This is a genomic window from Marinifilum fragile, from assembly GCF_963677365.1.
Taxonomy (GTDB): Bacteria; Bacteroidota; Bacteroidia; order Bacteroidales; family Marinifilaceae; genus Marinifilum; species Marinifilum fragile.
Map to the genome: position 1 here is coordinate 2,719,574 of NZ_OY781962.1, position 26,432 is coordinate 2,746,005.

Annotated in this window: 27 protein-coding genes; 13 read left to right on the top strand and 14 right to left on the bottom strand. The window is 36.3% G+C overall.

The annotated features are described in order from the left end of the window. Positions 1-70 precede the first annotated feature (70 nt). From ACKPCA_RS10725 to ACKPCA_RS10740, 4 genes are read left to right on the top strand one after another with little or no spacing between them, the layout of a single operon-like run. A complete protein-coding gene (locus ACKPCA_RS10725) occupies positions 71-1,498 on the top strand; it encodes an NfeD family protein (protein WP_321279089.1) in 1,428 nt (475 codons plus the stop codon). Further along, positions 1,491-1,916, top strand: a complete 426-nt coding sequence (locus ACKPCA_RS10730; RefSeq protein WP_321279090.1) for a GNAT family N-acetyltransferase — start codon at positions 1,491-1,493, stop codon at positions 1,914-1,916. Before ACKPCA_RS10725 ends, ACKPCA_RS10730 begins: the two co-directional genes overlap by 8 nt. Before the next feature lie 9 nt (positions 1,917-1,925). Next, entirely contained in the window at positions 1,926-2,633 is a 708-nt protein-coding gene (locus tag ACKPCA_RS10735) for an MgtC/SapB family protein (RefSeq protein ID WP_321279091.1), read from the top strand. Positions 2,634-2,667: 34 nt separating this feature from the next. Continuing rightward, positions 2,668-3,534, top strand: a complete 867-nt coding sequence (locus ACKPCA_RS10740) for a class I SAM-dependent methyltransferase (protein ID WP_321279092.1) — start codon at positions 2,668-2,670, stop codon at positions 3,532-3,534. A 247-nt stretch (positions 3,535-3,781) separates the two neighbouring features. On the opposite strand, the gene ACKPCA_RS10745 is transcribed toward ACKPCA_RS10740, so the two are convergent. The 9 genes from ACKPCA_RS10745 to surE form a co-directional block, all read right to left on the bottom strand. Next, entirely contained in the window at positions 3,782-5,578 is a 1,797-nt protein-coding gene (locus ACKPCA_RS10745; RefSeq protein ID WP_321279094.1) for an AMP-dependent synthetase/ligase, read from the bottom strand. Between the two features lie 237 nt (positions 5,579-5,815). Continuing rightward, complete coding sequence (locus tag ACKPCA_RS10750) at positions 5,816-6,427, bottom strand: fumarylacetoacetate hydrolase family protein (protein WP_321279095.1); 612 nt, start codon at positions 6,425-6,427, stop codon at positions 5,816-5,818. Positions 6,428-6,457: 30 nt separating this feature from the next. Further along, positions 6,458-7,225: a 3'-5' exonuclease gene (locus ACKPCA_RS10755; protein WP_321279096.1), complete on the bottom strand. Its 768-nt coding sequence runs from the start codon at positions 7,223-7,225 to the stop codon at positions 6,458-6,460. Between the two features lie 101 nt (positions 7,226-7,326). After that, positions 7,327-8,457 carry a DNA polymerase III subunit beta gene (gene dnaN, locus ACKPCA_RS10760; protein WP_321279097.1) on the bottom strand — a complete coding sequence of 377 codons (1,131 nt, stop codon included), beginning with the start codon at positions 8,455-8,457 and terminating at the stop codon, positions 7,327-7,329. A gap of 248 nt (positions 8,458-8,705) precedes the next feature. Then, the gene (gene gldG / locus ACKPCA_RS10765) at positions 8,706-10,400 is read right to left on the bottom strand and encodes a gliding motility-associated ABC transporter substrate-binding protein GldG (RefSeq protein WP_321279098.1); all 1,695 of its coding nucleotides are present in this window, start codon (positions 10,398-10,400) and stop codon (positions 8,706-8,708) included. A gap of 11 nt (positions 10,401-10,411) precedes the next feature. Further along, complete coding sequence (gene gldF / locus ACKPCA_RS10770) at positions 10,412-11,143, bottom strand: gliding motility-associated ABC transporter permease subunit GldF (RefSeq protein ID WP_321279100.1); 732 nt, start codon at positions 11,141-11,143, stop codon at positions 10,412-10,414. 110 nt (positions 11,144-11,253) lie between these two features. Beyond that, entirely contained in the window at positions 11,254-12,387 is a 1,134-nt protein-coding gene (gene lpxB, locus ACKPCA_RS10775) for a lipid-A-disaccharide synthase (protein WP_321279101.1), read from the bottom strand. Positions 12,388-12,508: 121 nt separating this feature from the next. After that, positions 12,509-12,808 (bottom strand): hypothetical protein, encoded by a 300-nt coding sequence (locus ACKPCA_RS10780; RefSeq protein ID WP_120241486.1) that lies wholly within the window; start codon positions 12,806-12,808, stop codon positions 12,509-12,511. Continuing rightward, a complete protein-coding gene (gene surE / locus ACKPCA_RS10785; protein ID WP_321279103.1) occupies positions 12,792-13,565 on the bottom strand; it encodes a 5'/3'-nucleotidase SurE in 774 nt (257 codons plus the stop codon). Before surE ends, ACKPCA_RS10780 begins: the two co-directional genes overlap by 17 nt. 390 nt (positions 13,566-13,955) lie before the next feature. Here surE and pheT point away from each other — a divergent pair, with 390 nt between their 5' ends. The 3 genes from pheT to ACKPCA_RS10800 all read left to right on the top strand — a co-directional run bounded on the left by pheT (position 13,956) and on the right by ACKPCA_RS10800 (position 19,151). After that, positions 13,956-16,403 (top strand): phenylalanine--tRNA ligase subunit beta, encoded by a 2,448-nt coding sequence (gene pheT, locus ACKPCA_RS10790; RefSeq protein WP_321279104.1) that lies wholly within the window; start codon positions 13,956-13,958, stop codon positions 16,401-16,403. Between the two features lie 162 nt (positions 16,404-16,565). After that, positions 16,566-18,314: a tetratricopeptide repeat protein gene (locus ACKPCA_RS10795; protein WP_321279105.1), complete on the top strand. Its 1,749-nt coding sequence runs from the start codon at positions 16,566-16,568 to the stop codon at positions 18,312-18,314. Positions 18,315-18,476: 162 nt separating this feature from the next. Then, positions 18,477-19,151, top strand: coding sequence for a PrsW family glutamic-type intramembrane protease (locus ACKPCA_RS10800; RefSeq protein ID WP_321279106.1), 675 nt, complete (start codon positions 18,477-18,479; stop codon positions 19,149-19,151). A 73-nt stretch (positions 19,152-19,224) separates the two neighbouring features. Here ACKPCA_RS10800 and ACKPCA_RS10805 read toward each other — a convergent pair whose 3' ends face one another. The 4 genes from ACKPCA_RS10805 to ACKPCA_RS10820 all read right to left on the bottom strand — a co-directional run bounded on the left by ACKPCA_RS10805 (position 19,225) and on the right by ACKPCA_RS10820 (position 21,935). Beyond that, positions 19,225-19,743: a hypothetical protein gene (locus ACKPCA_RS10805; protein ID WP_321279107.1), complete on the bottom strand. Its 519-nt coding sequence runs from the start codon at positions 19,741-19,743 to the stop codon at positions 19,225-19,227. Between the two features lie 80 nt (positions 19,744-19,823). Further along, the gene (locus tag ACKPCA_RS10810) at positions 19,824-20,585 is read right to left on the bottom strand and encodes a cyclase family protein (RefSeq protein WP_321279108.1); all 762 of its coding nucleotides are present in this window, start codon (positions 20,583-20,585) and stop codon (positions 19,824-19,826) included. A gap of 27 nt (positions 20,586-20,612) precedes the next feature. Next, the gene (locus tag ACKPCA_RS10815) at positions 20,613-21,035 is read right to left on the bottom strand and encodes a VOC family protein (RefSeq protein WP_321279110.1); all 423 of its coding nucleotides are present in this window, start codon (positions 21,033-21,035) and stop codon (positions 20,613-20,615) included. A 180-nt stretch (positions 21,036-21,215) separates the two neighbouring features. Further along, entirely contained in the window at positions 21,216-21,935 is a 720-nt protein-coding gene (locus ACKPCA_RS10820) for a hypothetical protein (protein WP_321279112.1), read from the bottom strand. 949 nt (positions 21,936-22,884) lie between these two features. Between ACKPCA_RS10820 and ACKPCA_RS10825 the strand changes: the two genes are divergently transcribed. The 3 genes from ACKPCA_RS10825 to ACKPCA_RS10835 all read left to right on the top strand — a co-directional run bounded on the left by ACKPCA_RS10825 (position 22,885) and on the right by ACKPCA_RS10835 (position 24,546). Further along, positions 22,885-23,583, top strand: a complete 699-nt coding sequence (locus ACKPCA_RS10825) for a hypothetical protein (protein WP_321279114.1) — start codon at positions 22,885-22,887, stop codon at positions 23,581-23,583. A 38-nt stretch (positions 23,584-23,621) separates the two neighbouring features. Continuing rightward, positions 23,622-24,002 carry a hypothetical protein gene (locus ACKPCA_RS10830; protein WP_321279115.1) on the top strand — a complete coding sequence of 127 codons (381 nt, stop codon included), beginning with the start codon at positions 23,622-23,624 and terminating at the stop codon, positions 24,000-24,002. 97 nt (positions 24,003-24,099) lie between these two features. Then, positions 24,100-24,546, top strand: coding sequence for a hypothetical protein (locus ACKPCA_RS10835; protein WP_321279117.1), 447 nt, complete (start codon positions 24,100-24,102; stop codon positions 24,544-24,546). Between the two features lie 24 nt (positions 24,547-24,570). Here the strand turns inward: ACKPCA_RS10835 and ACKPCA_RS10840 are convergent, their stop codons facing one another. After that, the gene (locus ACKPCA_RS10840; protein WP_321279118.1) at positions 24,571-25,029 is read right to left on the bottom strand and encodes a hypothetical protein; all 459 of its coding nucleotides are present in this window, start codon (positions 25,027-25,029) and stop codon (positions 24,571-24,573) included. Positions 25,030-25,343: 314 nt separating this feature from the next. On the opposite strand from ACKPCA_RS10840, the gene ACKPCA_RS10845 reads away from it, so the two are divergent. From ACKPCA_RS10845 to ACKPCA_RS10855, 3 genes are all read left to right on the top strand, one after another. Beyond that, on the top strand, positions 25,344-25,643 hold the full coding sequence (locus ACKPCA_RS10845; RefSeq protein ID WP_054722389.1) for an ArsR/SmtB family transcription factor: 300 nt from the start codon (positions 25,344-25,346) through the stop codon (positions 25,641-25,643). Positions 25,644-25,654: 11 nt separating this feature from the next. Continuing rightward, positions 25,655-25,891, top strand: a complete 237-nt coding sequence (locus ACKPCA_RS10850) for a thioredoxin family protein (protein WP_306740749.1) — start codon at positions 25,655-25,657, stop codon at positions 25,889-25,891. A 70-nt stretch (positions 25,892-25,961) separates the two neighbouring features. Beyond that, complete coding sequence (locus ACKPCA_RS10855; RefSeq protein WP_321279121.1) at positions 25,962-26,429, top strand: nitrophenyl compound nitroreductase subunit ArsF family protein; 468 nt, start codon at positions 25,962-25,964, stop codon at positions 26,427-26,429. The last annotated feature ends 3 nt before the right edge of the window (positions 26,430-26,432 follow it).

The window sequence follows — 26,432 nt, forward strand, 5'->3', positions numbered from 1 at the left end:
AAGCTTTTTCAAAAGAATATTTGCGAGTTAATTGTTATCTTATATACAATAAACAACTAAAAGTACTTATATGGATCTTTTCAGAAATATTATTCTCTCTTTGCTAGTAATGCTTATCGGTTTATCCGCTGAAGCAAAACTTGCCTCTGATTCCTTAGTTGAATCGACTGAAAAACTTGTATACAAATTTGATATCAAAAGAGAAATTGGCCCTGCAGCCTGGCGTCAAACCAAAGATGCCTTTCGGGAAGCTGATAAATTAAATGCCGATTTGATTTTAATTCACATGAATACTTACGGTGGTATGGTAATTCACGCAGATTCGATTCGTACTGCGATATTAAATAACAAAAAACCCGTTTATGTATTTATCGACAACAATGCAGCTTCGGCAGGAGCATTAATTTCAATTGCTTGCGACAGCATTTACATGAGATCTGGAGCCAATATTGGCGCTGCTACCGTGGTAAATCAAACCGGGCAGGCCATGCCTGATAAATACCAATCCTACATGAGATCAACCATGCGTGCTACTGCTGAAGCACATGGAAAAGACACAATTGTTCAAGCTGGTGATACCATTTACAAGTGGAAGCGCGACCCATTAATTGCTGAAGCAATGGTTGATCCAAGAACCTATATCGAAAATGTAATTGATACAGGAAAAGTATTGACCTTTACTCCGGATGAAGCCATTAAAAATGGATACTGCGAAGGAATTGCCAACAGCGTTTCTGAAGTTTTAGAAAAAGCAGGAGTGAAAGAATATACCATAAAATCCTACGAACCATCTGGAATAGAAAAAGTGGTTGATTTCATGATAAATCCAGTTTTACAAGGAATTCTAATCATGATCATTATAGGAGGAATTTATTTTGAATTGCAAACTCCCGGAATCGGATTTCCAATTCTTGCTTCTGCAATTGCAGCAGTATTGTACTTCTCTCCTCTTTATCTGGAAGGAATGGCTGAAAATTGGGAGATTATTCTTTTTGGTGTCGGAGTGATACTGCTCGCCGTGGAAATATTTGTAATCCCTGGCTTTGGGGTTGCAGGAGTTTCCGGAATCATTTTCATCATTACTGGCTTGACCTTAAGTTTAGTTGATAATGTTGCTTTTGAATTTGAACCCCGACATATCAAAACCATTGTAGCTTCATTGCTTTTGGTGATTTTTTCAATGCTTGTAGCCATTGTGGGTTCCATTTACCTGAGTAAGAAACTATTTTCTGCCAACTCATTCCTTGGTCATTTGGCTCTAAGTACCGTCGAAAATGCTGAAGAAGGTTACGTTGGCGTTGACATGAGGGCAAAAAGCATGGTTGGTAAAATTGGTGTTGCAATGAGTGTACTTCGCCCATCCGGAAAAGTGATTATCGACAATCAAATCTACGATGCCAAATCGGAAGATGGTTTTATCGATAAAGAGACCGAAGTAGAGGTAATTCGATTCGAAACAGGTCAAGTTTATGTGATAAAGAAAGAGGATGATGAATAAAATAGAGATTAGAGAATATGAGGCTCATGACTTCGCTGCTGTGCTTGGTTTATGGGAATTAACTGGTTTAGCTGACGAAAAACGTGCTGATACAGCTCTCACGATAGAAAAGAGCTTAAAATTTGGAGGTAAGTTCTGGATTCTTGAAGATTTGACCACTAGCGAGTGCATTGGCACAATTTGGCTTACCAATGATTCACGCAGATTGTACCTGCATCACTTGGGCGTTCACCCAAACTATCAGCAGAGAGGCTACGGAAGATTATTAAGTGAAAAAGCTCTTCTGTTTGCAAAAAAATTAAACATGCAAATTAAGCTTGAAGTTCATGAAACAAATAAACATGCCATTAAACTTTACAAAAATTTAGGCTTCCAATATCTTGACAGATACGATGTAATGATCAAGCGCAAACACTAAAATCGATAAATGGATTATATCAATCAACTCATATCAACCACCGAAATAACAACTGAAACCATCTTTTGGCGATTGTTGTTTAGTTTTTTTATTGGAGCCATAATTGGGCTCGAACGTGAAGCTCATAGACAACCTGCCGGATTACGTACTCATATTTTAATATGTATGGGAGCCAGCTTAATCATGTTGTTGTCGATTTATATTCCCCAAACATTTCAAAATTTTCAAAATGGAGATCCAGGTAGAATTGCCGCCCAGGTAGTATCGGGAATAGGTTTTTTAGGAGCAGGAGCCATAATGAAATTTGGTGTTAATGTAAAAGGATTAACTACCGCTGCTTCGATTTGGGTAATCGCTGCACTTGGTTTAACAATTGGAGCTGGAATGTATATGGGAGCTATCATTGGAGCTACCATTTTACTGATCTCTTTAATTGCAATGGATGCTATTGAAAAGAAATTATTCCCAGGAAAATTCATCAAACGTCTTCATATCCATGTTAAAAGTAAAGAAGTATCTCCTGATGATTTTAAACATATCCTGAAAAAACATCAGATTGCCATTCGAACCATTGATGTGGAACAGCATTACGACGAAAATAGAATTAGTTACTACCTTACTGTTCAAATTTCGGAAAGAGTTAAACTAAATAAACTAACCTCTGAATTGGGTAGTATTCCAGGAATAAAAAGAGTAAAATTGCAACAAATTCTTTAAGCATCACCGATGCTCAATTCAAATGTCTAGTTTTATGAACTTACTAACTGCAAAAGGTCTTCTTAACTTCAATGATCTGGAAAAGATCACAAAGAAACCTAAATTATTTGCCAAGGATGATGGTAATTTTTGGCAAGATCCATATATATCAGAACATCTTCTTTATGCTCACCTTGATGATGATTCAGATCAAGGATCAAGAAAGTACGAAAATATTATTCAGGCAGTTCACTGGCTTAGTTCTTACATGAAATTACCTGAAGAAAGTAAATATCTTGATCTTGGTTGTGGCCCGGGTTTGTACAGCGAAAATTTCTTTGGGCAGGGATTCGATGTAACAGGAATCGACTTTTCAGAGAACTCTATTAACTATGCAAAGGAACAGGCAGCAGAATTCGGCTATCCAATTCAATACCTGTGTAAGGATTATCTTCAGATTGATTACGAAAATGAATTTGATGTTGTAAGTTTAATCTACGGGGATTTGTGTGTACTGTCGCATCAAGATCGCGACAAGCTTCTTAAGAAAGTTTATAAAGCCCTTAAACCTGGCGGATTCCTGATATTTGATGTATTTACCAAATATTATTTTGAAACAAGGGAGCCAGATCAATCTTGGTACATTAGCAATGAAGACGGTTTCTGGAGCGAGAAAGAACATTTACTTTTACAATCGCATTACAAATACAAAAAGGATAAGGTTCGTCTCGACAAATACACCTTAGTTTTTAATGATGGTGAGATGAGAACTCATCACATTTGGAAACATTATTTTTCGGTAAAGCGAGCCATTGCAATGGCCGAAGAACATGGATTTACAGTTAAGGATTACTGGGCTAATTTAAGAGGAAAACCATATGAAGAGGGTAGTCCATGGATTGGTATGATTGTTCAGAAGTAAGCTAAAAAGCTTCTTGTAATAGCTTGGAAAAATTCCTTTTACTCTATTATAAACTTGCGCCCATAGGCGCAAGGTGTTTGCGCTTATCCCCGCAAACTGTTCGCGACCTTGCACGCATGTTTCTTGCGCTATACCGCGCATATAGTTCGCGCCCATAGTCGCCAAGTTGTTCGCGTGATTCTAATCACAAAATAAAAACCCGAAAAATTTAATTTCTCGGGTTTCTATTAACGGTTAAACTGTCGTTTTATTCCTTATACATCTTTTCGATAAGATGCTTGTATTTTTCCTGAATTACCTTTCTTTTCAATTTAAGAGTAGAGGTAATTTCTCCTGCTTCAATTGTAAATTCTTTAGGAAGAAGGGTAAATTTCTTCACCTTCTCAAACCTTGAAAGCTCCTTCTGCAATTCTTCAAATCGCTTTTCAAAAAACTCAATAATTTGTGAATTTGCTAAAAGCTCCTCAATTGAATTGAATACAATATTTTGCTGAATTGCATAAGCCTGCAAGGGACCAAATGCTGGTACTGCCAGTGCAGTCACATAATTTCTACAATCCCCTATTACAGCAATTTGCTCAATAAATTGATCGTTAACCAAGGTAGTTTCAATTTTCTGTGGAGCTACATATTTTCCTCCAGAAGTCTTCATCAGATCTTTAATTCTATCGGTTATAATCAGGCAACCATTTTCGTCAATTCTACCTGCATCACCGGTACAGAACCAGCCATCTTTCATCACTTCTGCTGTAGCTTCAGGCTTTTTGTAATAACCACGCATTACACCCGGGCCTTTCACCATGATCTCATCATTTTCACCAATTTTAATTTCGGTTCCAACAATGGTATTTCCGGCTGTTCTAAAATCGATATTCTTATCGCCATACAAACTAACAGTAGCCATGGTTTCGGTAAGACCATAACCAACTTTTACATTAATCCCTAAAGAATGAAAAAACTCTAATATTTCTCTAGAAACAGGAGCTCCACCACAAGGTGTAAAGTTGATTCTACCTCCCATAATTCCGCGTAGTTTGCTTAAAACTAACTTGTCGGCAATTCTATGTTTAAGCTTTAATCCCAGAGGAACTTTTTTCTCAAACATCTGATATTGATTGTAATATTTTTCGCCAACTTTTACCGACCAATTTAACAAAGCACGTTTGCTTGCCGAAGCTTCTTCGGTTTTATCCTTAATGCCCGAATATATCTTTTCATACAAACGAGGAACCGTACACATTAATGTTGGTTTTACCTCTTTCATTGTTTCCGCTATCTTCTTCGGATCACGGTTAAAGTAAACCTCAATCCCACGATGGAAACAGAAGAAACACCATCCACGTTCGTAAACATGACTTAACGGCAAGAAACTAAGAGAAATGTCATCTTCTGAAACATTTAACTCCTTATCATGAGAAACCAATACACTCGAAATGTTCTTGTGATCAATCATTACTCCTTTGGGTTCACCAGTGGTTCCTGATGTGTAAATCAAGGTAGCCAGATCATCGAACTCACCGCTGTAAAAGCGTTCATCAAATTCTTTTCCTAAACCTGAGTTTTGTCCACTAATGATGAACTCATCCCAATACATAGATTTATCATGATCCGTAAGCTCTGTCTTTTTATCAAAAACAACAACCATTTTCACGTGTGGAACCTCTTTAATCAATTCCATGGTACGATCGTACTGTTCTTGTTCTCCAACAAAAATAACCTGAACTTCAGAATCTTGAACTATGTATTTTGCTTCGTTTGTTGAGTTTGTAGGATATATTGGAACAGAAATGCCGCGAACACTCATAATAGCTAAGTCTGCGGTAATCCATTCAGGCATGTTTTGAGAGAAAATTGCAACAGATTGCTTCTCCTTAACACCCAATTTCATAAGAGCCTTTGATACTTGTCGAATTTGCAAACCAAATTCATTCCAGCTTACACCAATCCACTTATTGCTCTCTTCATCCTTATAGCGCATTGCGATTCGATCGCCGAATTTTTCAATTCTGTCACGAATCAACTTGCCCCAATGTTGATACTCCATAAAAGTATTTTAGTTGTAAATCGATACAAATATAATCATGTTTACCCGATTTAAAATATTTTCATTGAATTGTAATGAGTTATAATCTCGTCAAATATTATCAATTCACATCATAATACAATTTTTAAAATTCGATAAGTAAGCTACACTTCAACATTTTACACAAAAAACGACCATCAACATAAGTTAATGGTCGTTGTAGATATCTTAAATACAGAAATTATGCTGTATTATGCCTTATCTCACATGAAAATCCAATAATTTCTCACCTTCTAAATCTGCAACCAAATGATCTCCAATCTTTACAGGACCAACTCCCTCTGGCGTTCCAGTATAAATCATATCACCAATTTTCAATGTAAAAAACTGTGATAAATAAGAAATCAAGTAATCAATTGAGAAAATCATATTTGCTGTATTTCCAGCCTGTACTCTCTCCCCATTGATATCCAAATTAAAATTTAAATTATCAACTGATTTAAATCTGTTCTTTGGAATAAACTTACTAATTGGAGCTGCACCATCAAAAGCTTTGGCCTTTTCCCAAGGCAGTCCCTTTTTCTTGCACTCAGCCTGAATATCTCGAGCCGTAAAATCAATTCCTAAACCAATCTCTTCATAATAACGATGAGCAAATTCAATAGGAATATTCTTGCCTACTCTATTAATTTTCACCACTACTTCCAACTCATGGTGAATATCCTTGGAAAAATCAGGATAATAAAAATCATTATTATTCTTTAGCAAAGCCGAATCAGGCATAGAGAACACAACAGGTTCCTTAGGCACTGGATTATTTAGCTCCTTGGCATGGTTTACGTAATTTCTTCCAATGGCTAATATCTTCATTTCATTAAATATGATCGGTTAAACAATGAACTATTTATTAAATCCTCGAAGTTTAATTTCGGTAAGGATTTTTTTCGTGTACAATGGAAAATCGCTATTCATAACCCAACCATAATAGCCTGGCTGTTGCTCCAATACTTCCTCAACAGTTTTTCCTTTGTTCTTACCAAAATTGAATCTCTCTACACCTTTTTCATCAATGATAATAAAACCTGCAAAATCAGCATTTTTATTCTGAGTTGAGAATTTTGCCAAAAATTCGATATCATTCTCTAAAGAATCGTATTTATCCAATTGTGATTTAAGCACTTCGTAAGTTGCTTTGGTATCTGCTTCAGCACCATGAGCTCCTTCCAATTCCTTATTACAATAAAAACGATAAGCTGCACTCAATGTTCGCTGTTCCATTTTGTGAAAAATGGTCTGTACATCAATAAACTTTCTTTTGCGCATATCAAAATCAATATCAGCACGCAAAAATTCCTCAGCTAATAACGGAAAATCAAATCGATTCGAATTGTAACCTGCCAAATCACATCCTTCTAAATATTTAGCAATGTTTTTTCCTAACTCTTTAAACGTTGGCTCATCCTTTACATCCTCATCCTTTATGCCATGAACTGCTGACGCATGGGCTGGAATATGCATTTCAGGATTAACACGATATGTTTTCACCTCTTCATCGCCATTGGGACTAACTTTTACAATACAGATTTCAACAATACGATCTTTTGCAACATTAATACCTGTTGTTTCTAAATCGATAAACGCTATTGGATTCTTTAAATTAAGATTCATTTATTTTTCTTGTAATTTTTTATACGGTATAAAAATATAAAACCTAACAGAAATATGCTCTCTGTTAGGTTTTTAATATCATTATTTGGAATTAATACTGTTTATGCATTAATCATCATTGGCATTAACAGCATCAATACATCTTCATCTGCATTTTCATTATCGTATGGTAAGAAAATACCTGCTCTTGTTGGATCAGATAATTCAATCATCACATTCGATGATGAAATATTTGCAAGGATTTCCAATAAGAATACTGATTTAAATCCAATTTCCAATTCTTGTCCTTCGTACTGACAAAGCAATCTTTCTCTTGCTGAAATTGAGAAGTCGATATCCTGAGCAGAAACTACCAATTCGTTCGCTTTCAATTCAAACTTAATCAAGTTACTTGCAGGATTTGAGAATACAGATACACGTTTTAATGTGTTGTACAGCTCTACTCTATCTATGGTAAGAACATTAGGATTATTCTTTGGAATCACCGAGTTATAACTTGGATAGTTTCCTTCAACCAAACGACAAATCAACTTGTAATTTGATAATGTGAAGAATGCATTCCTTTCATCGAATTCCACTTTTACAGGATTTTCTTCTTTTGGCAAGATATTGCGTAATAAAGAAGCTGGTTTCTTAGGCAAAATGAAAGATGACTCCACATCTGATCTTCCATCTAGACGTTTGTAACGAACCAACTTGTGAGCATCGGATGCTACAAAAGTTAAATCATTATTACCCAACTCAACGAAAATACCATTCATAACCGGACGAAGTTCATCATCAGCAGTTGCGAATAAAGTTTTGTTTACACCTGTTAAAAGAACATTGCTCTCAACGGTAATGTTCACCAAATTACTTTCCTCTTTTTCTGGAAGTTTTGGAAAATCTTCACCATTCTGTCCAACGATACTAAACACACCATTTTCAGATGTAATTCTTACAGCCAAAGAAGTACTGTCGATATCGAAAGTTAGAGGTTGTTCTGGAAATTCTTTTAAAGTATCAGTCAAAATTTTAGCAGGAAAAGCAATTACCCCTTCGCCTTCCGAAGTTTCAAGAGGAATAGTGGTAATTAAAGTAGATTCCAAATCAGATGCAGTTGCTATCAATTCACCATCTTTAAGCTCAAAAAGGAAGTTATCCAAAATTGGTAAAGTGTTTTTACTACTGATAACTCTACTGATGGCCTGTAAATGACTTAACAATTCTGTACTTGATACTACAAATTTCATTTGCATAATATTTAAAAGTTAACCTAAAATTCTATATTTCAACGCTTAAACAAGTTCAAAACCGAATCTTATTTTAGCACAGTATTAAGTGGTGAATATACAAATTTATTAAGGATTGACGATATCCTTAAGACAAAAAAGATTTGCCACCTTACTAAATAAAATCAGAATTTTATTCAAACAGCGGATATTACCAATAATATTAAGATCCACAGCAATCTTTGAGATCATAAATATCTCTCTCATATTTATGATCTTGCAAATTTTCTTTTTCTCATAAAATATCTTAACACTCCCAATATCAAAAGTAATAACAAGGGCAAAATCACATTCACCACTTGCCAAAATAATCTTTCCGATCTGATTTTAGTTTTATCAAGCATCCTGAGCTTTACTTCTCGTGCCCTTAATTCCATCCAACCTTCGTTATCACACAAATAATCAATGCAGTTTAGAAGAAAATTTCGATTCCCATATGTTTTTCTAGAATATCTATCATATCCCAAAGCTTCAATCTGTCTGTTTTTTCCGACTCCACGAACTCTGTTTTTAATAATATCTCCATCAGAAATCACAATCATTTTACTTAGGTCACTTTCCGATTTAAATGATTCGCGATCGATTCCTTTCCAAGCTCTATTCTTAAATGCCGATTGAAATTTGCCTTCCAGCAAAACAGCAATTTTCTTTCTACCTGCCACAAAATCTTCCGGTTTAGGCTTTTGATTCACAATTTCTAGACTCACAATACTTGGCACCTTTTCCAATCGCGTATAATCAGAACTTGTAAGCAGAGTCGTTTTTTTCACATTAGCATTCTCTCCCACCCAATCAATCGAATTGGCAAATTCAGCTTTTACCACATTCAATTTTCGCGTAATCGGATGATGATCTGGCGCATTCAATAAAGGAGAATAATACCATGGTACAGGCGTAAACTTTGGCTTCTCCCCAGGAAGTGCGGTTTGAACTGGAATCAACTGCCCTTGAATATCCATCACCAAATCAGGATTAATCCTAACCCCATAAGTAAATAACTGATCTTCTATATTTAATGGGTTATAAAAAGCCACTGTACTTTCTTTTACCTGTAAGCTATCCATACTTGCCGACACCTCATCTACTAGCCACAGAATTCGTCCACCATTCATCAAGTATTGATCAATCTGATATTTGGCCTCTTTGGAAAATTCATTTCTTGGCTGTGCAATTACCAACGCCGAATATTTCTTTTTAGATTGATTCAATTTTTGGGCAGATATCCTATCCACCTCATATTTTTGAAGTACAGAAGCTGTAAAATCGGCAACTTCAAATTCGCTTAATTCTCCTTGTCCCGTTAGGAAAGCGATATTCTTTGGTTGCTTACTTTGCAACATTCGAATGGCTTTTGTTAGCTCAAACTCTATGGTTTCAATAGAGTGATTCAGATTTTCTTCGGCGGATAAACCAGCCACATTTTTCAACAAGTGAACCGAGGTTTCCTTCTCTGTATCATGCACTATTATTCCCGGAACAATAATCTTTTGTTTTAAACTTCCATCGGTAGTTCTTTCTTGCACACTGGTTGGTTTTAATCCTCGTGCAGCCAACTGTTCGAACATTTCGTTCCTTTTCTTGGGATTAGGAATATCACTGATATTAATTAAGGCATAATTGATATTCACATTTGCATAAGCTTCCAATTCGTCAAGCATTTCAATACTTGCTTTCTGAAGCTTTTTAAACCCGTGTGGCAAATCTCCCGCAAGGTAAATTTCAAAGTACAGATCCTTATCTAAAGAACCTACCAATTGCTTGGTATTATCTGATAATGTATATCTTTTTTCGGCTGTAAAATCAATGCGAAAAAAATACACTTGAAGAATAAGAACCAGAACTCCTAATGCAATTAAAGAAATCAACAAATTAAGAATATCTTGCTTCCTTCTGTTTTTAATCATAGCTTTTTCTTTTACCATTTTCTACTCCTTAAAACTGTTTTTGTAATCAACAAAAAAGCCACAATTACACCCATAAAATATACCAAATCTCTGGAGTCTACCACTCCTCGAGAAATTGATTTATAGTGCTCTTGAATTCCTAAATTGTAAATGTCCGATTGCACATTCCGGAAAATATTCAAGTCAGCTAAGTAATCGAAACCGCTATAAAATAAAAAGCACAGAACCAAGGCAAGTAGGAATGCTACAATTTGATTATCAGTTACAGAACTGGAAAAAACACCAATGACAACATATACTGCAGCGAGTAGAAACAGTCCAATAAACGATCCCCAGAAAGCTCCTGAATCAATGCTCCCAACAGGATTTCCCAAATAATAAATGGAGAAATAATAAATTAGACAGAATAAAAGAGAAACAGAAATAACCAAAAGGGCAGCAAAATATTTTGCGAGTACAATTTCCAGCTCCTTTAAAGGACGTGTATATACCAACTCTATGGTACCTTGTTTTTTCTCATCTGCAAACAATCGCATACAAACTGCAGGAATCAAAAACAGATAGATCCAGGGAGACATCTCGAACAAAACATCAAGATTTGCATATCCTGTATCCAATGGATTTGTAGATCCTGGAAATACCCATACGAATATTCCTGTAGCTATTAAATAAACTGATAAAATCAGGTAACCAGTAAGAGAACTGAAAAAGGTTCGGAACTCCTTTGTTAGAAGTGCTAGCATAAAATGTGTATTATTTTACTATACTACCACAAATTTGCAAAATTATTTTCGTTGAAAAAATTTGTTTCCCAAATCAACCCCTTATGAAAAGAATAAATTTCTTCCCTTGATTAATGAATAGTTTTCAAATCCTCAACAATCATTTTGGCAAATCGAGACGAAGCACCTGCTCCTCCCAATTTTTCGTTTAGTAGTTGATAATTCGAAAGCATTTTGGAACGGTAGCTTCCTTCCTCCAAAATGTTCTTTAACTCGCTGGCAATATTTTCTTTATTGCAGAAATGTTGAATCAATTCTTTCACAATCAATTTATCCATCACCAAATTAACCAAGGAAATGTATTTTACCTTTAGCAACCGCTTGCCAATTGCAAAAAGAATTTTGCCACCACCTGTGATATAGCAAACCACCTGAGGGATTCTTAAAAGAGCTGTTTCCAAAGTAGCAGTTCCCGAAGTTACCAATGCCGCTTTCGACTGCTGCAATAAATCGTAGGTTTGTCCGTAAACAAATTTCACATCTCTATCGCCAACTACTTGTGCGTAAAATTCCTTTGTGATAGAAGGAGCTGCAGCCACCACAAACTGATGATCTGGAAAATCACCAACAACATCTAACATTACAGGGAGTATTCTTTCTATTTCCTGCTTTCTACTTCCTGCCAACAAGGCTACAATTGGTTTGTTTGGCAGGTTATTTTTAGTGGTAAAATCTTCAAATGATTCATCTTTATTGAGACGATTTTCAATGGCATCCAACAAGGGGTTTCCTCCAAAACTCACTTCATAATTGTGCTTTTTGTAGAATTCTGTTTCGAAAGGAAAAATAGTGAACATGCGATCCACATAAGTTTTAATCTTCTTCACCCTCCCCTCCTTCCAGGCCCAAATTTTAGGTGAAATATAATAATGAACACGTATTCCATGCTCCTTGGCAAATTTTGCCATTCGCAAATTAAATCCAGGATAATCCACAAGAATCAAAACATCAGGCTTGTATTCCAGAAGATCCTTCTCGCACAATGAAAAGTTCGCTCGAATCTTTCCCAAATTCTTTAGCACAGTTAAGAATCCCATAAAAGCAGTTTCTCGATAATGCTTTACCAATTCACCACCTTGTGCCTGCATAAGGTCGCCACCCCAGAATCGAAATTCGGCTGCCGAATCCTCATTTTTAATTTCTTTCATCAAGTTCGAAGCATGAAGATCTCCTGATGCCTCTCCTGCTATAATATAATATCTCATGGAATTCTGAATATGATCCCAATAGTTATCGGGAATGAGTTGAGAATTAAATCCTCACAATTCAATACTTATTTGTGGATTTGGTTCAATCACCAAATCTTATTTTATTCCTAATCAGCGTCTAAAATCCAAATCGGAAAACCATTATGGCAAAAGAATACAATATGGTAGCCAAAAGCACGCCCCTTGCCGCTTTCAACAAATCGGTTTTAATAAACAGAAAAAAGAAAACTATATTACCAAAGTATACTCCCAAAGCCATTACCTTGGTATACACCCTGTAGATTAGCAAACTGTCGATAAACTCCTTAATGGTTAATTCATCCTGAAAACGCACTACATAAGCCAACAAAATTGATAGTACTGGTACAAGCAAACCAATAATTAGTCCTAAAATGGTAGAATTAATCTTCGACTTCATAATCCCAGTTTTTTAGGTCTTCTACCAATTGATGAGCTGTCATATCAATTTTTGTAGGAACAACAGATGCAAAGCCATTATTAATTGCCCATTCATCTGTTTCTTCAGCATTTGGTTCTGCATTCTTAAAGTAGCCTGTCAACCAATAATAATCTCCCCCGAAAGGATCTTGTCTGTGATCAAACTCCTCTTTCCAACGTCCATCTGCCTGACGACAAACTCGAATGCCATTTATATCGCCTTTAGGGAAATTTACATTCAAACAAACGCTTCTTTCCAATCCTTTTTCAATTAAATTGGCGAAAATCTTTCGACCATATTTAATGCTTTGAGAAAAATCAGCATCTGCACTAAAGTCGTTAAGCGAATACCCAATAGAAGGAATTCCATTCAAACAACCCTCGATAGTAGCCCCCATGGTTCCCGAGTACAAAACACTAACCGATGTATTTGCGCCGTGGTTAATACCTGAAACCAGAAAATCAGGAGTACGGGGTAAAATCTTGTTCAAAGCCAATTTTACACAATCTACCGGAGTTCCCTTGCAAGAATAAATGTGCAGATTTTCCTCATCGCGAACTTTTTTAATTCGAATAGGAACCTCTACAGTTATAGAATTTGATTTTCCTGAATTAGAACGGTTTGGGGCAACCACGTAGATGTCGCCAAATCCTTTAACCATTGCCACCAAAGCTTTAATTCCTTTGGCATTTAATCCATCATCGTTAGTAACAAGTATTATTGGTTTATCGCTCATATCTCAATTTTGATAACTGTACAAATATATCCGAATTTAGGTCAATACGCAATATTAAATTTAACCACAAAGTACAACTAAGGTAATCTCTAAGTAGCACAAAGAATAATTTCTTCAATTTCATTTGATTCTCATTAATTCCTAACATTTCTTTTGAAATAAGCTTGAGAAAAATACCATAAACTTCGTGCTACTTTGTGATGTACTTTGCCTTAAATGAGTAAAACGAATGTCTTGGTGGTAAAATCACAAAAACTTAAACACTTTATCCTTAGATGTTCTTTGGTACTTGAGCCTAAAATTTCTACTTTTGTAAGCTTGTAAACAGTAGACAAACTGCATCTGTTTGCAAGTATAATTTGATAATTATCTGATAAAATATACATACAAATGAAGGTATCGTACAAATGGCTGAAAGATTATATTGACATTGATCTTTCTCCTGCAGAAATGGATGAGATTCTAACTCAAATTGGATTGGAAGTTGGCGGAATTGAAAAGTTCCAATCAATTAAAGGAGGTTTAGAAGGATTGGTAATTGGTGAAGTAAAGACTTGCGAACCTCATGCCAACTCAGATCATTTGAGCATTACAAGCGTTGATGTTAACGGCGACGAACTTTTACCTATTGTTTGCGGTGCACCTAATGTGGCTGCAGGACAAAAAGTAGTGGTTGCCACAGTTGGAACTGTTTTGTACGATGGCGATGATAGCTTTACCATTAAAAAATCAAAAATTAGAGGTGAGCTTTCAATGGGTATGATTTGTGCTGAGGACGAAATTGGTCTTGGACAAGGTCACGATGGAATTATGGTTCTACCTGAAGATGCTGTTGTGGGAACTCCTGCTGCAGAATACTTCAACATTGAGGATGACTTGACCATTGAGATTGATTTGACTCCTAACCGTATTGACGGTGCATCGCACATTGGTGTGGCTCGCGATATGGCGGCATACCTAAAACAACAAAAAGAGATTGATTACAAAATTCCTTCAGTTGAAGATTTCAAGGTTGACAACAACAACTTGCCTATTGATGTGAAGGTAGAAAATAACGAGGCTTGCCATCGTTATTCAGGGGTTTGTATCAGCGGTGTTAAAATTGCTGAATCTCCAGAATGGTTGCAAAATCGTTTGAAAGCAATTGGCTTAAACCCAATCAACAATGTAGTGGATATTACCAACTATGTATTGTTTGAAACTGGTCAGCCATTGCATGCCTTCGACTATGCAAAAACAAATGGCAAAGTGCTTGTAAAAACCCTTGCTGATGGTACCTTATTCAAAACATTGGATGAAGTTGAAAGAGAATTGAACGAGAAAGATTTGATGATCTGCAACGACGAAGCCCCAATGTGTATTGCTGGTGTATTCGGTGGAATTGAATCAGGGGTAAGCGAAACCACTACCGACATTTTCTTGGAAAGTGCCTATTTCGATTCAGTATTTGTTCGTAAAACTGCACGTCGTCACGGTTTAAATACCGATGCTTCTTTCCGTTTCGAACGTGGAACCGATCCTAACAACACCATCTATGCAATGAAACGTGCTGCTCTTTTAATCAAAGAAATTGCAGGTGGTGAAATTGCATCAGAGGTTATCGATATTTATCCAAATCCTGTTGAAGATTTCAAAGTAGAGGTAAGCGTTGAGCGTATCGAAAGCTTAATCGGAAAAGAGATTGGAAAAGAAACCATCAAAAACATTCTTTCAGCATTAGAAATTAAAGTTGAAAAAGAAGATGGTGACACCTTGAATCTATTGGTTCCTCCTTACAGAGTGGATGTGAAACGTGAAGCTGATATCGTTGAGGAAGTATTGCGTATTTATGGTTTCAACAATATTGAAGTAGCTTCAAAAGTGAATGCTTCATTAAGCTATGCTCCAAAAATTGACGAGCACAAGCTAAGAAATACCATTGCTGATATGTTGACAGCTGCTGGTTTCAACGAAATCATGAACAACTCGTTGACCAAAGCTTCATACTACGAAGGATTGGAAAGCTTTAAACAAGAAAACACGGTTCGTATCTTCAACCCATTGAGTTCTGATTTGAACGCAATGCGTCAAGGATTGTTGTTTGGTGGTTTAGAGTGTGTGGCTTACAATATCAACCGCAGAAATTCTGATTTGAAATTCTACGAGTTTGGTAAATCATACCAGCACTTTGTAAATCCTGAAAACGAAAACCCAGTTGACAACTATTTTGAAAAAGAACGTTTGGGTGTTTTCATGTGTGGTAACAAAACTGCTGCTAGCTGGAACTTAAAAGAAGAGCCAACAAGCTTCTTCCACATGAAAGCTTATGTAGAGAATATTTTGAAGCGTTTAGGTTTCGATATTGAGAAGCTAAAAATCAAGGAAACTGAAAACGATCAGTTTACCGAAGGATTAAGCTATGGCGTTAAGAAAACCGTTTTGGTTGAAATGGGTATGGTGAGCGGAAAAATCTTGAAAGCAATGGATATTGACACTCAGGTTTACTACGCTGATTTCGATTGGGCTACTTTAATTAAAGAAGCCATGAAAAATAAGGTTTCTTATACCGAATTGCCAAAGTATCCAGCTGTAAAACGTGACCTTGCCTTGTTAATCAACAAATCGGTAAGCTTTGCTGAAATCAAAACCATTGCTTTCAACTGTGAGAAGAAATTATTGAAATCAGTTTCATTGTTCGACGTTTACGAAGGCGAAAAACTAGGTGCGGATAAAAAATCATATGCAGTAAGTTTCATTCTTCAGGATACTGAAAAAACTTTGAACGACAAGCAGATTGACAAGATCATGCAAAAGCTAATTAAGAGCTACGAAAAACAAATAGGCGCTGAATTGCGTTAATTGTTATCAAATAAAACTGAGAAGCCGATTCCTTTGGGAGTCGGCTTTTTTTTCATCATTACATCACACCTTAAACACCATAACATATGGTATCTACTACTGAGCTCCTCAAACCTATGCCATTGACTTCCAGATCTATATTTCGTAAATTGCATATCAAATTTGATTTACACAAAAATACGTCGTCAGAAGGGAATGAGAGATGTAGAGAAAGGAGACGCCATGAAGAAAGTAAATACCATTATTATGATCCTGCTTTTAACCTTTAGTGCAGGCTGTGATTTTCACTCAAAAAAAGGTAATGAATTATCCAATCACGATACAAAGCATGAAGATTCCTATTACGACTTGGGGGATTTTCATTACAAAGTCTCAACCAAATCAAATCAGGCGCAAATCTGGTTCGACAGAGGCTTAGCTTTATGTCATGCCTTCAACCATGAAGAAGCTGTTCGCTGCTTTGAAAGTGCATTCCAAGAAGATCCGGCCATGCCAATGGCTCTTTGGGGCATTGCATATGCATGGGGACCTAACATTAACAATCTGGAAATTGAAGCGCATCAGATAGCACAGGCAGCTCATTGCCTGCACCTGGCCAATTTGCATGCGAAAAATGCCAGCCCGATAGAAAAGGATTTGATTGCAACACTCGCACTTCGATATGCCACACCTGTTCCTGATGACAGGTACCCACTCAACAAGGCATACGCCAACGCAATGCGAGAACTTCACAAAAAATATCCCAAAGATGCATTGGTCACTGCACTCTTTGCCGAATCGCTTATGAACCTTCGCCCTTGGAACCATTGGACTCCCGACGGCACCCCTGCCGCAGAAACTCCTGAAATCGTTGCGGTTTTAGAAGAGGGTCTCAAACAGTCTCCAAGTAATCCTGCACTATGTCACTTTTACATTCATGTAATGGAAGCCTCACCTACCCCAGAAAAGGCTTTACCTGCAGCCAATGCACTGCGCGATGCAATGCCTGGTGCAGGACATCTTGTACATATGCCCTCTCATATTGACGTATTGGTTGGAGATTACGAAGCTGCCAACAAAGCCAACCTGAGAGCAATAGCAGCCGATAAAGAATACTTAAAGAAAGAGGGAGCTTATAATTTTTACACATTGTATCGCATACACAACTATCACTTCCTGGTTTACGGAGCCATGTTCGACGGACAAAGCGAATTGGCCCTAAAGACTGCGAGGGAGATTCCAAAACAGGTTCCGGAGGATTTCTTGAAGGAATGGGCTGATTTTTTAGATGCTTTCATGCCAATACCAATGCACGTACTGGTAAGATTTGGCCGTTGGGATGAGATTTTAGAAGAACCCGAACCTGCGGAATACCTGCCAGTGTCGCGCAGCATATGGCATTATGCCCGGGCACTTGCATACGCCACAAAAGGTATGGTAAAACAAGCCGAAGAGGAACAGGCAGCTTTCCAACAAGCCCTGGCCAAGGTTCCTAAAACAAGTATACTATTCAACAACACTTCTCGTGATATTTTAGGAGTTGCCAATAAAATGATGGCTGGTGAGGTTTCCTATCGAAAAGGAGATTATGAATTTTCTTTCGAGCAATTGCGACAGGCAGTTCTGCTTGATGATGCCTTAAACTACGACGAGCCTTGGGGATGGATGCAACCTGCCCGACATGCGCTTGGTGCCTTACTAATGGAACAAGAGCGATTTGAAGAAGCAGAATCAGTCTATCGCAATGATTTGAAACGTCATCCCAAAAATCTTTGGGCATTGCACGGGCTTACCGAATCTTTAGAAAAACAGGGCAAGGAAGAGGAAGCAAAAAAATATCACTCACAGTTCGAGATTGCCAGCGCACGTGCTGATGTAAAAGTAGATCGATCCTGCTACTGCAGAATTGCAGACATGGAGGATTCCGAATAAATAAGCATTCTCACATAAAACATACAAGCATAGCAGGCTACGAGGAAATTGTATGCCTGCTATCTCATTTAACCAGTGCGGAAAGCATTTTTATTATTCTTATTGGTTTAACAAAATACTTTTTCTAAATTTGATGACTTCATATCACATCAATATACACACATGAACCTTCTACTAATCTCTGTAGCTCCCATTGCCATTATTCTGTTCTACATTTACTATCGCGACAAATACGAGAAAGAACCAATTTCTCTATTGGGAAAAGGACTACTGGCCGGTATGATCATTACCATACCAATTATATTTGCCGAGCAAGCTGTCTCATCTTTTCTTCCTCATATTTTCCACGAAAAAATTGGTTATGCCTTTGGCGATGCCTTTTTAGTGGCGGCCCTTTGCGAAGAAGCCTTTAAACTATTGGCGGTTTACATTTTAGTATGGAAAAACCCAAACTTTAACGAACGATTCGATGGAATTGTATATGCCGTTTTCGTATCGCTGGGATTTGCCTTGGTAGAAAACATCATGTATGTATTTTCGAACGGAATGAGCACCGGAATCGCAAGAGCTTTTACCGCCGTTCCCGCCCATGCCATGTTTGGTATCATGATGGGATATTATCTGGGATTGGCTAAATTTTCAAAAGGCAGCAGACTTCCTCTCTTTGTAATGGCATTCTTAATTCCATTCCTGGTGCATGGCATCTACGACTTTATTCTCATGGTACAAATCAACTGGGTATTATTCCTGTTTTTCCCATTCCTCATTTACCTGATGTACAAAACCAATGGGAAAATGACCGAATTGAATAACAAATCGATATTTAGATACAGGTAATTAGAATCAACCAAAACTTGTAACTCCAGCGATATAATTTAAAATAAGCTTGCAGAGCTGCAATCTCGTTGAGCTACTGTCTCCTATTTTTCTTAGCTGATTTTATAGAACTGATAATTTCTTTACCATTAAAAGCTTCCATTCCTTCTCCAATTTTAATGTGCCTTTTTCCATAATCAAAATGAACCGTTACAGGATTCAAATCATATTCTCTCAGTTTTTCCGGATGATGTTTGATACCCAAAACTGACACCTCTCCAGATGCTCGATAAGTTTCGGACTTTTCATTTTTCATGCTTTTAGGATTGCTTATCTTACTCAATTCGTATTGTTCACATTTGAAATCAATAAACAGGTGCGAAACCACAGATAAATGATTAGAATCAATCATGATTCTTTTGTTTCCCATTAGCTTGTTCAGCCATGGAAAGAAATATATGCTCGCAAATATCCCTCCAAATATCCCAAAAAGAACTTCTATATATCCATGGTCTGAAAAAAGTGGAGTACATGCAAATACAAGCAAAACAGGAAAGACCATTACCTCAGAAAGTTTCTTCTTATACTTTATTTCTTCCGAATAAATATTCATTTAATTGTGTTTGTATCATTAATTACATTGCTTAGCAACTAGACATGTTCATTTGCTCAAGCAATAGGAACTCCTCACTCTTATTCAAAAATTGCAACAACCCTAGCTGGTGCAGCTGATGCCCCTTCAATTTTAAGTGGGAAAACGGCAACTTTAAAACCCGTGTATGGAAGGCTTCCCAAATTTACAAGTTGTTCCATATGACAATACTCTTTCCTTTGTCCAACTACATGAGCTTCCCAAAACAACTCCGAATTCTTGGTTTCTTTTGCCTTCTTTATCAAATGTTTCAACGGCAAATCCCAACCCCAGGAGTCAATCCCCATCACTTTTATTCCCTGATCAATTAACCATTCGGTAGCGTCTGCACTCATACCCGTTCCTTTATCCGGGAAATCTTTTGTGCCATTATAAATGTCTCTGCCGGTATAAATCAAAACGATCATACCTTCCCTTATCGATAGCTTTTCTTTTTCAAGAAAATCTTGAATATCCTCCACACTTATCGCATCAAAATCTTCCTTATGGCTCATATCAATCACAATACCATCGCCATAACACCATTCCAAAGGTATCTCATCTACAGTCTTTGCACGCTCTCCATTTACGGTAGGTGTATAATGCCAGGGGGCATCAATATGTGTTGTCGAATGCACCCCCATATGCTTGATGGTATCATCTGCCCAACCCTTAAATCCTTTAGGGAACAAGCGCTTTGGTAAGCCCAAAAAACGCAATAACAAACCTGCCTTTTTATGTGCCTTGTGTTTAATCTTAACCTTCATAAACCAAGGGTCGGACTTATTGTATCGTATGGGTTTTGATAAATCTACTATTTTCATTGTCTCCGTATAATTTCTTACTCCCGATTAGTTATTTCTCTTTGCTAACGGATGATCTGCTTTCAATTCCAATAAGTCCCAAAGGTTTCCATACAAATCCTTAAATACTGCTACGGTTCCATAATCTGCTTCTTTAGGCTCTCTAACAAATTCAATCCCTTTCGAAGTCATGTCATTATAATCTCTCCAAAAATCATCTGAATTCAAAAACAGAAACACTCTTCCGCCCGCCTGATTTCCAATAAATTCTTTTTGTATTGGCTTAGATGCTCTAGCTAGAAGTATCGTGGTGCCAGATGAGCCTGGGGGTGAAACCACAACCCAACGTTTATCCTGCTCTGGCTGATAGGTATCTTCAATTAGTTCGAAATTCAACTTTTTAGTGTAAAAATCGATTGCTTCATCATAATCTCTTACAACTAATGCTATATGTATTATTGATTGTTTCATGAATAATTATCTCTCCAATTTATTTTGTTATTAAAATTCTTTTGTAACGTTTCTCAGGCGTAGTGTCGTGTCGCCAATTCCGTATTAAGCTTGTTTAAAGTTCTATCGTTAAATTCTCAATTCTGTATCCAGACGAGCCGAACTGCGGCATACGCTATGCCCCACTGTTGTACAGCGTTTTTATTCTTTTTCTATTATATTTTTTATCTCATTTTTGCTGAAATTCTTTTTCTTCTCTAATCTTCTATAGTATTTAAAAAAAGTTTTAAAATCTTCGGCATATCTGGGTATTACAAAATTTTCCTCTCTCGCCATTACTTCGATATCATAAAAGTATCCTGAGTCTCTAATTGAAGATATTAGGTTTATTAAAGAAAAATCAATTGTATCAATAAATGGAAGATTTAAAATATAGTCGCAGTTTTCAATTATTCGAGACCTGAATGTTTTTAATAATTCTTTCTCCTTAGTGGGGGTATAATCAATACTTAGGGGTAAACCATTATTAGTGAAAGAAGTATGTTTAAAAGTTACAGTTCGATCAAAAAGAAAGTCTAATGACATATTTGTAACTGATGCAACATCTTTTAACTTAATTTGATTGCTTTCCATTATATAGGCTAGCAAAAAATTCATATCACTACCTATCCTTCTTATTTTATTATCAATTATTGACTCAGTTGTTTTTTTTCGACGATGGTTAGGAAGCACATTAACAATTAAGTGGAAAATTGAACTCAAAATAAAACCAGTGGAAAAAATGAATAATAACTGATTTATCTTTTTATTGGTATCTGGAGTGAAATCAAAAAGATTAATGAAAATAAATTCAAACTGTATTTGCAAAACAATCAATACACAGATTAAGTTGAGCACTAGTATTATAAAGTTATTTCTCATCAAATTCTATTAATCATTTCATAAAAATAAAAGCCATTTAATCGTTGTAGGCAACGAACCTTCTAATGCTGTACAACTTGTAAATAAAGTGCATCAATGCACTTTACAACACCATATCAGAGGTATAAAATGCACTACTTTGTTTTTCGCCACTGAAAATACAAAACAATAATCCCTCAACAAAGCAAAGCAATAAATATTTTACACTGCATTATAGATTAACGAAACAAAGGATAATGTTGTCTGAAAAATGCAAGCAACAAAGAGTAAGCTTAAAGAAATCGGCAGGCATTTACAAGAAACAGCCTCTCAGCTTCGAGAAGTAGGCTTCCCATACCGAGAAATAGACTCCCAACTCTAAGAAATGGGGTTCGCGGCTCATGCGGTTGACTTTCGGCCTTAAGAAATTGACTTCAAGTTTTGATCTATAGACTTCCACCTTTAAGAAACTGATGCTCATCTTCAAGAAATAGCATTCCAGCTTTAATCTTTACACTTTCGACTTCGAGAATTGTACTTTCCATCTCAATCATTAGGGCTTAAGCATCAAGAAATGGTCTCTCCACTTAGAGAAGTGGCTTCTCTGTTTCGAGAAATACACCTTACGATTCAATCTGTAAACATATAGTTTTAATCGATAGGATTTACATTCCAATAAACACACTTTCATTCACAAAACATTCTAATCAGAAAACAGGAATCCACCCCTTGCATTTTGACCACTTACTATTATTATACAAACAGAAAATTAGATTTACACACCACGTAAACACATACAAATTACTAGCTTTTGAACATGAACAATTCTCAACCAACAATAACGATTGTGAACACAATACTCTTATGATTATTTTTCAATAATTTTTACGGTTAATTAAAAAATTATTTTTAATTTCGAATCACCCACTTAACTAACCAATCATAACAAAAACAATTTTAACCCCAAAAAATGGACAAATCAATTACAGCAAGAAGCAATGCTTTCCAGCAAGTGCAAATCAACTTAAGCAACAATCAAGCAAAGTTTGCTCACATCCCGGCAATGGGAAAAATGTTCACTAGCCTTACTAGCCTAATTGGTGAAACCAACGAACTAATCGACAAAGCTGAAAACATTCCAAGTAAAACTTCGGGTAACAAAAACTTGGTTCGTTCTGCTTTAAGCTCTGTAGCTTTAAAAGCAAGCAATATCCTTAAGGTCTATTCTTTTATCAGTAAAGAAGAAAACCTGAGCAATTTTGTAGATCGCATTAACAATTCCTTCCTTACGAAGTTGAGAGAAAAGGAACTTTTAAGTTTTTGTAAAAACTTGCTCGAAAGAATTACACCTCTTAAAACCGAACTTGCCGATTATGGCTTAAATGAAGAGATGATTACTGAACTGAGCACTAAGATTACCGACTACGAAAAGGTGTTAACCGAACCTCGCCAACTGATTAACGAGCGCAAAACTACCAACGAATTAATCGAAGATAATATCGATCAGATTCAGAGCTTAATCAGTAATCAAATCGACCCGATGATGGAACTTTTTGTGGATGACAAGGAATTCTACCTGTCTTACAAATCAGCCAGAATGATTATTGATCCTGCTACCCGCAAAAAGATCGAAGAAATCGAAAACCCAGAAGAACAAACCGAAGAATAAATTAAATAATAGGGAATTATTAATAAAAACCTTTAACAATGAAAACATTTAAAACAATTCTATTGATGATGCTTTTGGCATCAGTTACACTAACATCTTGTAGCGATGACGATATGGATCTTACCGGTAATCTGAAAATCAAAGTCAATATGGACAATTACCTTTCTGGAACCTATGACATCTACACCGAATTGGCAGGAATAACAGCCATTTCTTCGAGCGCTGAATTTTGGCCAGCTTCCTTAAAAGACGGTACTTTAAGTAAAGAAACAAACATTTACAATTTAAACTATGGCACTTACTATTTAAAGGTTAGATCCAAAGACAATACCAACCAAGGATATATTTTATTCCAAATCAAAGGAGGACAAACTACGGTGATAGAAGTCGTAGACAGGAAAATCATCGAAATAGAATAAGATGTCGTAAACAATTTTTCTCGTATATTTTAGTTGGAACACCTGCACTATCGAAAGATTGTGTGGGTGTTTTTTACGATTCTAAAATCTTAAAACATTGAACACACAACAAAAATTCTTTGTAAGCCTATCAATATTAGGATTAGTTTTTAGCAGCATGCTAAGAATTACATTTAACGCAACACCCGATTTTGAATTTGTAGACTTCTGGTTAAAAGCAATACCTCTTCCTTTCTTTGATTATGCAGGCAGCTCAAACGAAACTCACCTTACAACAACATTTGTAGGCTACATCTTTTACTTTTTTACAGGTATACTATTGCTTAAATTTACCAAAGGAGACAGGCTGCTATTTCCTTTACTTTGTGGATTCATATTGCTTACAACATGCGCAATTTACATTGAGTGTTCATCAATAATTCAGGACATAAATTCAAACTATCAAGGACAACACATGCGCATCGGACCATTTTTATTTCTATGGGCTTATCTGATAATAACAAAATACCCAAAGCGCTTGGAACACAGAAAATATTCTCTTTGAAAATAGTTTTAATTACAAGTCACATCAAGAACTTAACAACAATTTTCTATTCTTTTTAATTCCTACAAGCAAGTACAATATTACCCCCAAAAGAAAGGCTGCCACATGGGCTATTGAGGTAATAGGCGGAAACATCAATCCAAAATAAACATCTGCCAGCATCACTACTGTTATTGAAGCCAGAATCATCCATTTTGTTTTCATCAACATAGACAATCTGTATCTGAATAACACAACCGCCAACACCCCAGCAAGGGCATTCCAAACAATAGAAATTCCTTGAGCCTTTAATACAAACCAGAACAATGATTGAATTAGAAATACAATTGTAAAAACAATCGCCCAGCCTTTCGAAATTGACTTCATAGCTTGAAGAAAAAAAGGCATCATGGCCACAGCCAACAAGAAATAATTGAGAACAGAAAGCTTTACATCTCCACCATAGGTGAGTCCATTAAAAAGGGTAGTAATGATATCATCCATACAAATTGAGTTTATTGTTTTGATTTATTTTTCTCTGATTAAAACATTTAGCGAGAACCAATTTAATGAAAATACAAAACAATAATTCATTATACGTTTAATTTATTGACCTCTACTAATAAATATACTTGAAAAAAGAGAGACCTATCAATCAGGCAAAGATATGAACCAGTCAAGTATCCAAAAAACGTATAAACATCACTGGGTATTTTTCAGCACCAACTAAAAACTGAACATTTATTTGGAGAAATAAAAAAAAGTCTACAACTTCGTTTCGTATTTTTACGAAATGCGAAACATCTAAGATAGAATACATGGAAGAAACAAAATTGTATACACAAGAGGAACAGCAAATGGCAAGGTTTGCCAAAGCATTGTCGCACCCGGTTAGGGTATACATATGCGATTTGCTCTCGAAGCAAAGCTGCTGTTACAGCGGCGACTTGGCCGAAGAGGTTCCCATTGCCCGATCAACCCTATCGCAACATTTAAAAGAATTAAAAAACTCAGGTTTAATTCAGGGAGAGATCAATCCTCCTAAAATTAAATACTGCTTAAATAAAGAGAATTGGGCACTTGCCCGAAAATTGTTTAATGAATTTTTCAAATCATAAAAAACACTATCATGGATATTAAAGTATTAGGACCAGGTTGTAAAAAATGTGGAACATTGGCAGAAGCTGCAAACAAAGCTGTTGAAGAATTAGCTATCGATGCTAAAGTTGAGAAAATCGACGATATGGTTAAAATCCTATCGTATGGTGTAATGTCAACCCCTGCTTTGGTGATCAACGAAAAAGTTGTTGTTAGCGGTAAAGTTCCTTCGGTATCAGAAATCAAGGAATTCATCCAAAAAGCCTAAAAACTCTATAGCTGTTGGCATTTTGTCGACAGCTTTTAACCCAATACATGAACACTAAAACACAAACAAAATGAAGAAAACCATAACACTTGCTATTCTGGCAATAGGATTAAGTTTTGGCGCTTGCCAATCGAACACGAAAAAAGAAACTGCAAAAGCAGAACAAGAAACAGCATGCAAAGGTGACTGCACAAAATGTGATAAATCAGCAGAGCACAAAGTGGCAGAAAACAAAGCTGAAGCCGGGGTATATTATTTTCATGGCGACAGAAAATGCAAAACTTGCAAGGTTGTAGGTGCAAAAGCCAAAGAAGTGGCAGCAAGCTTAAATGCAAACTTCTTCGATATCAATTTCGATCAGGAAGAAAACAAAGACTTGGCTAAAACTTTCCAGGCAAGTAGTTCTGGTTTATACATTAAAAGTGCTAAAACAGGAGAAATTCAGGACTTAACAACATTTGCGTTCCGTAATGCCATTAACGATACTCCTGCATACATCGAAAAACTGGAAACTGTAATCAAAGCCGAGCTACAATAAGAT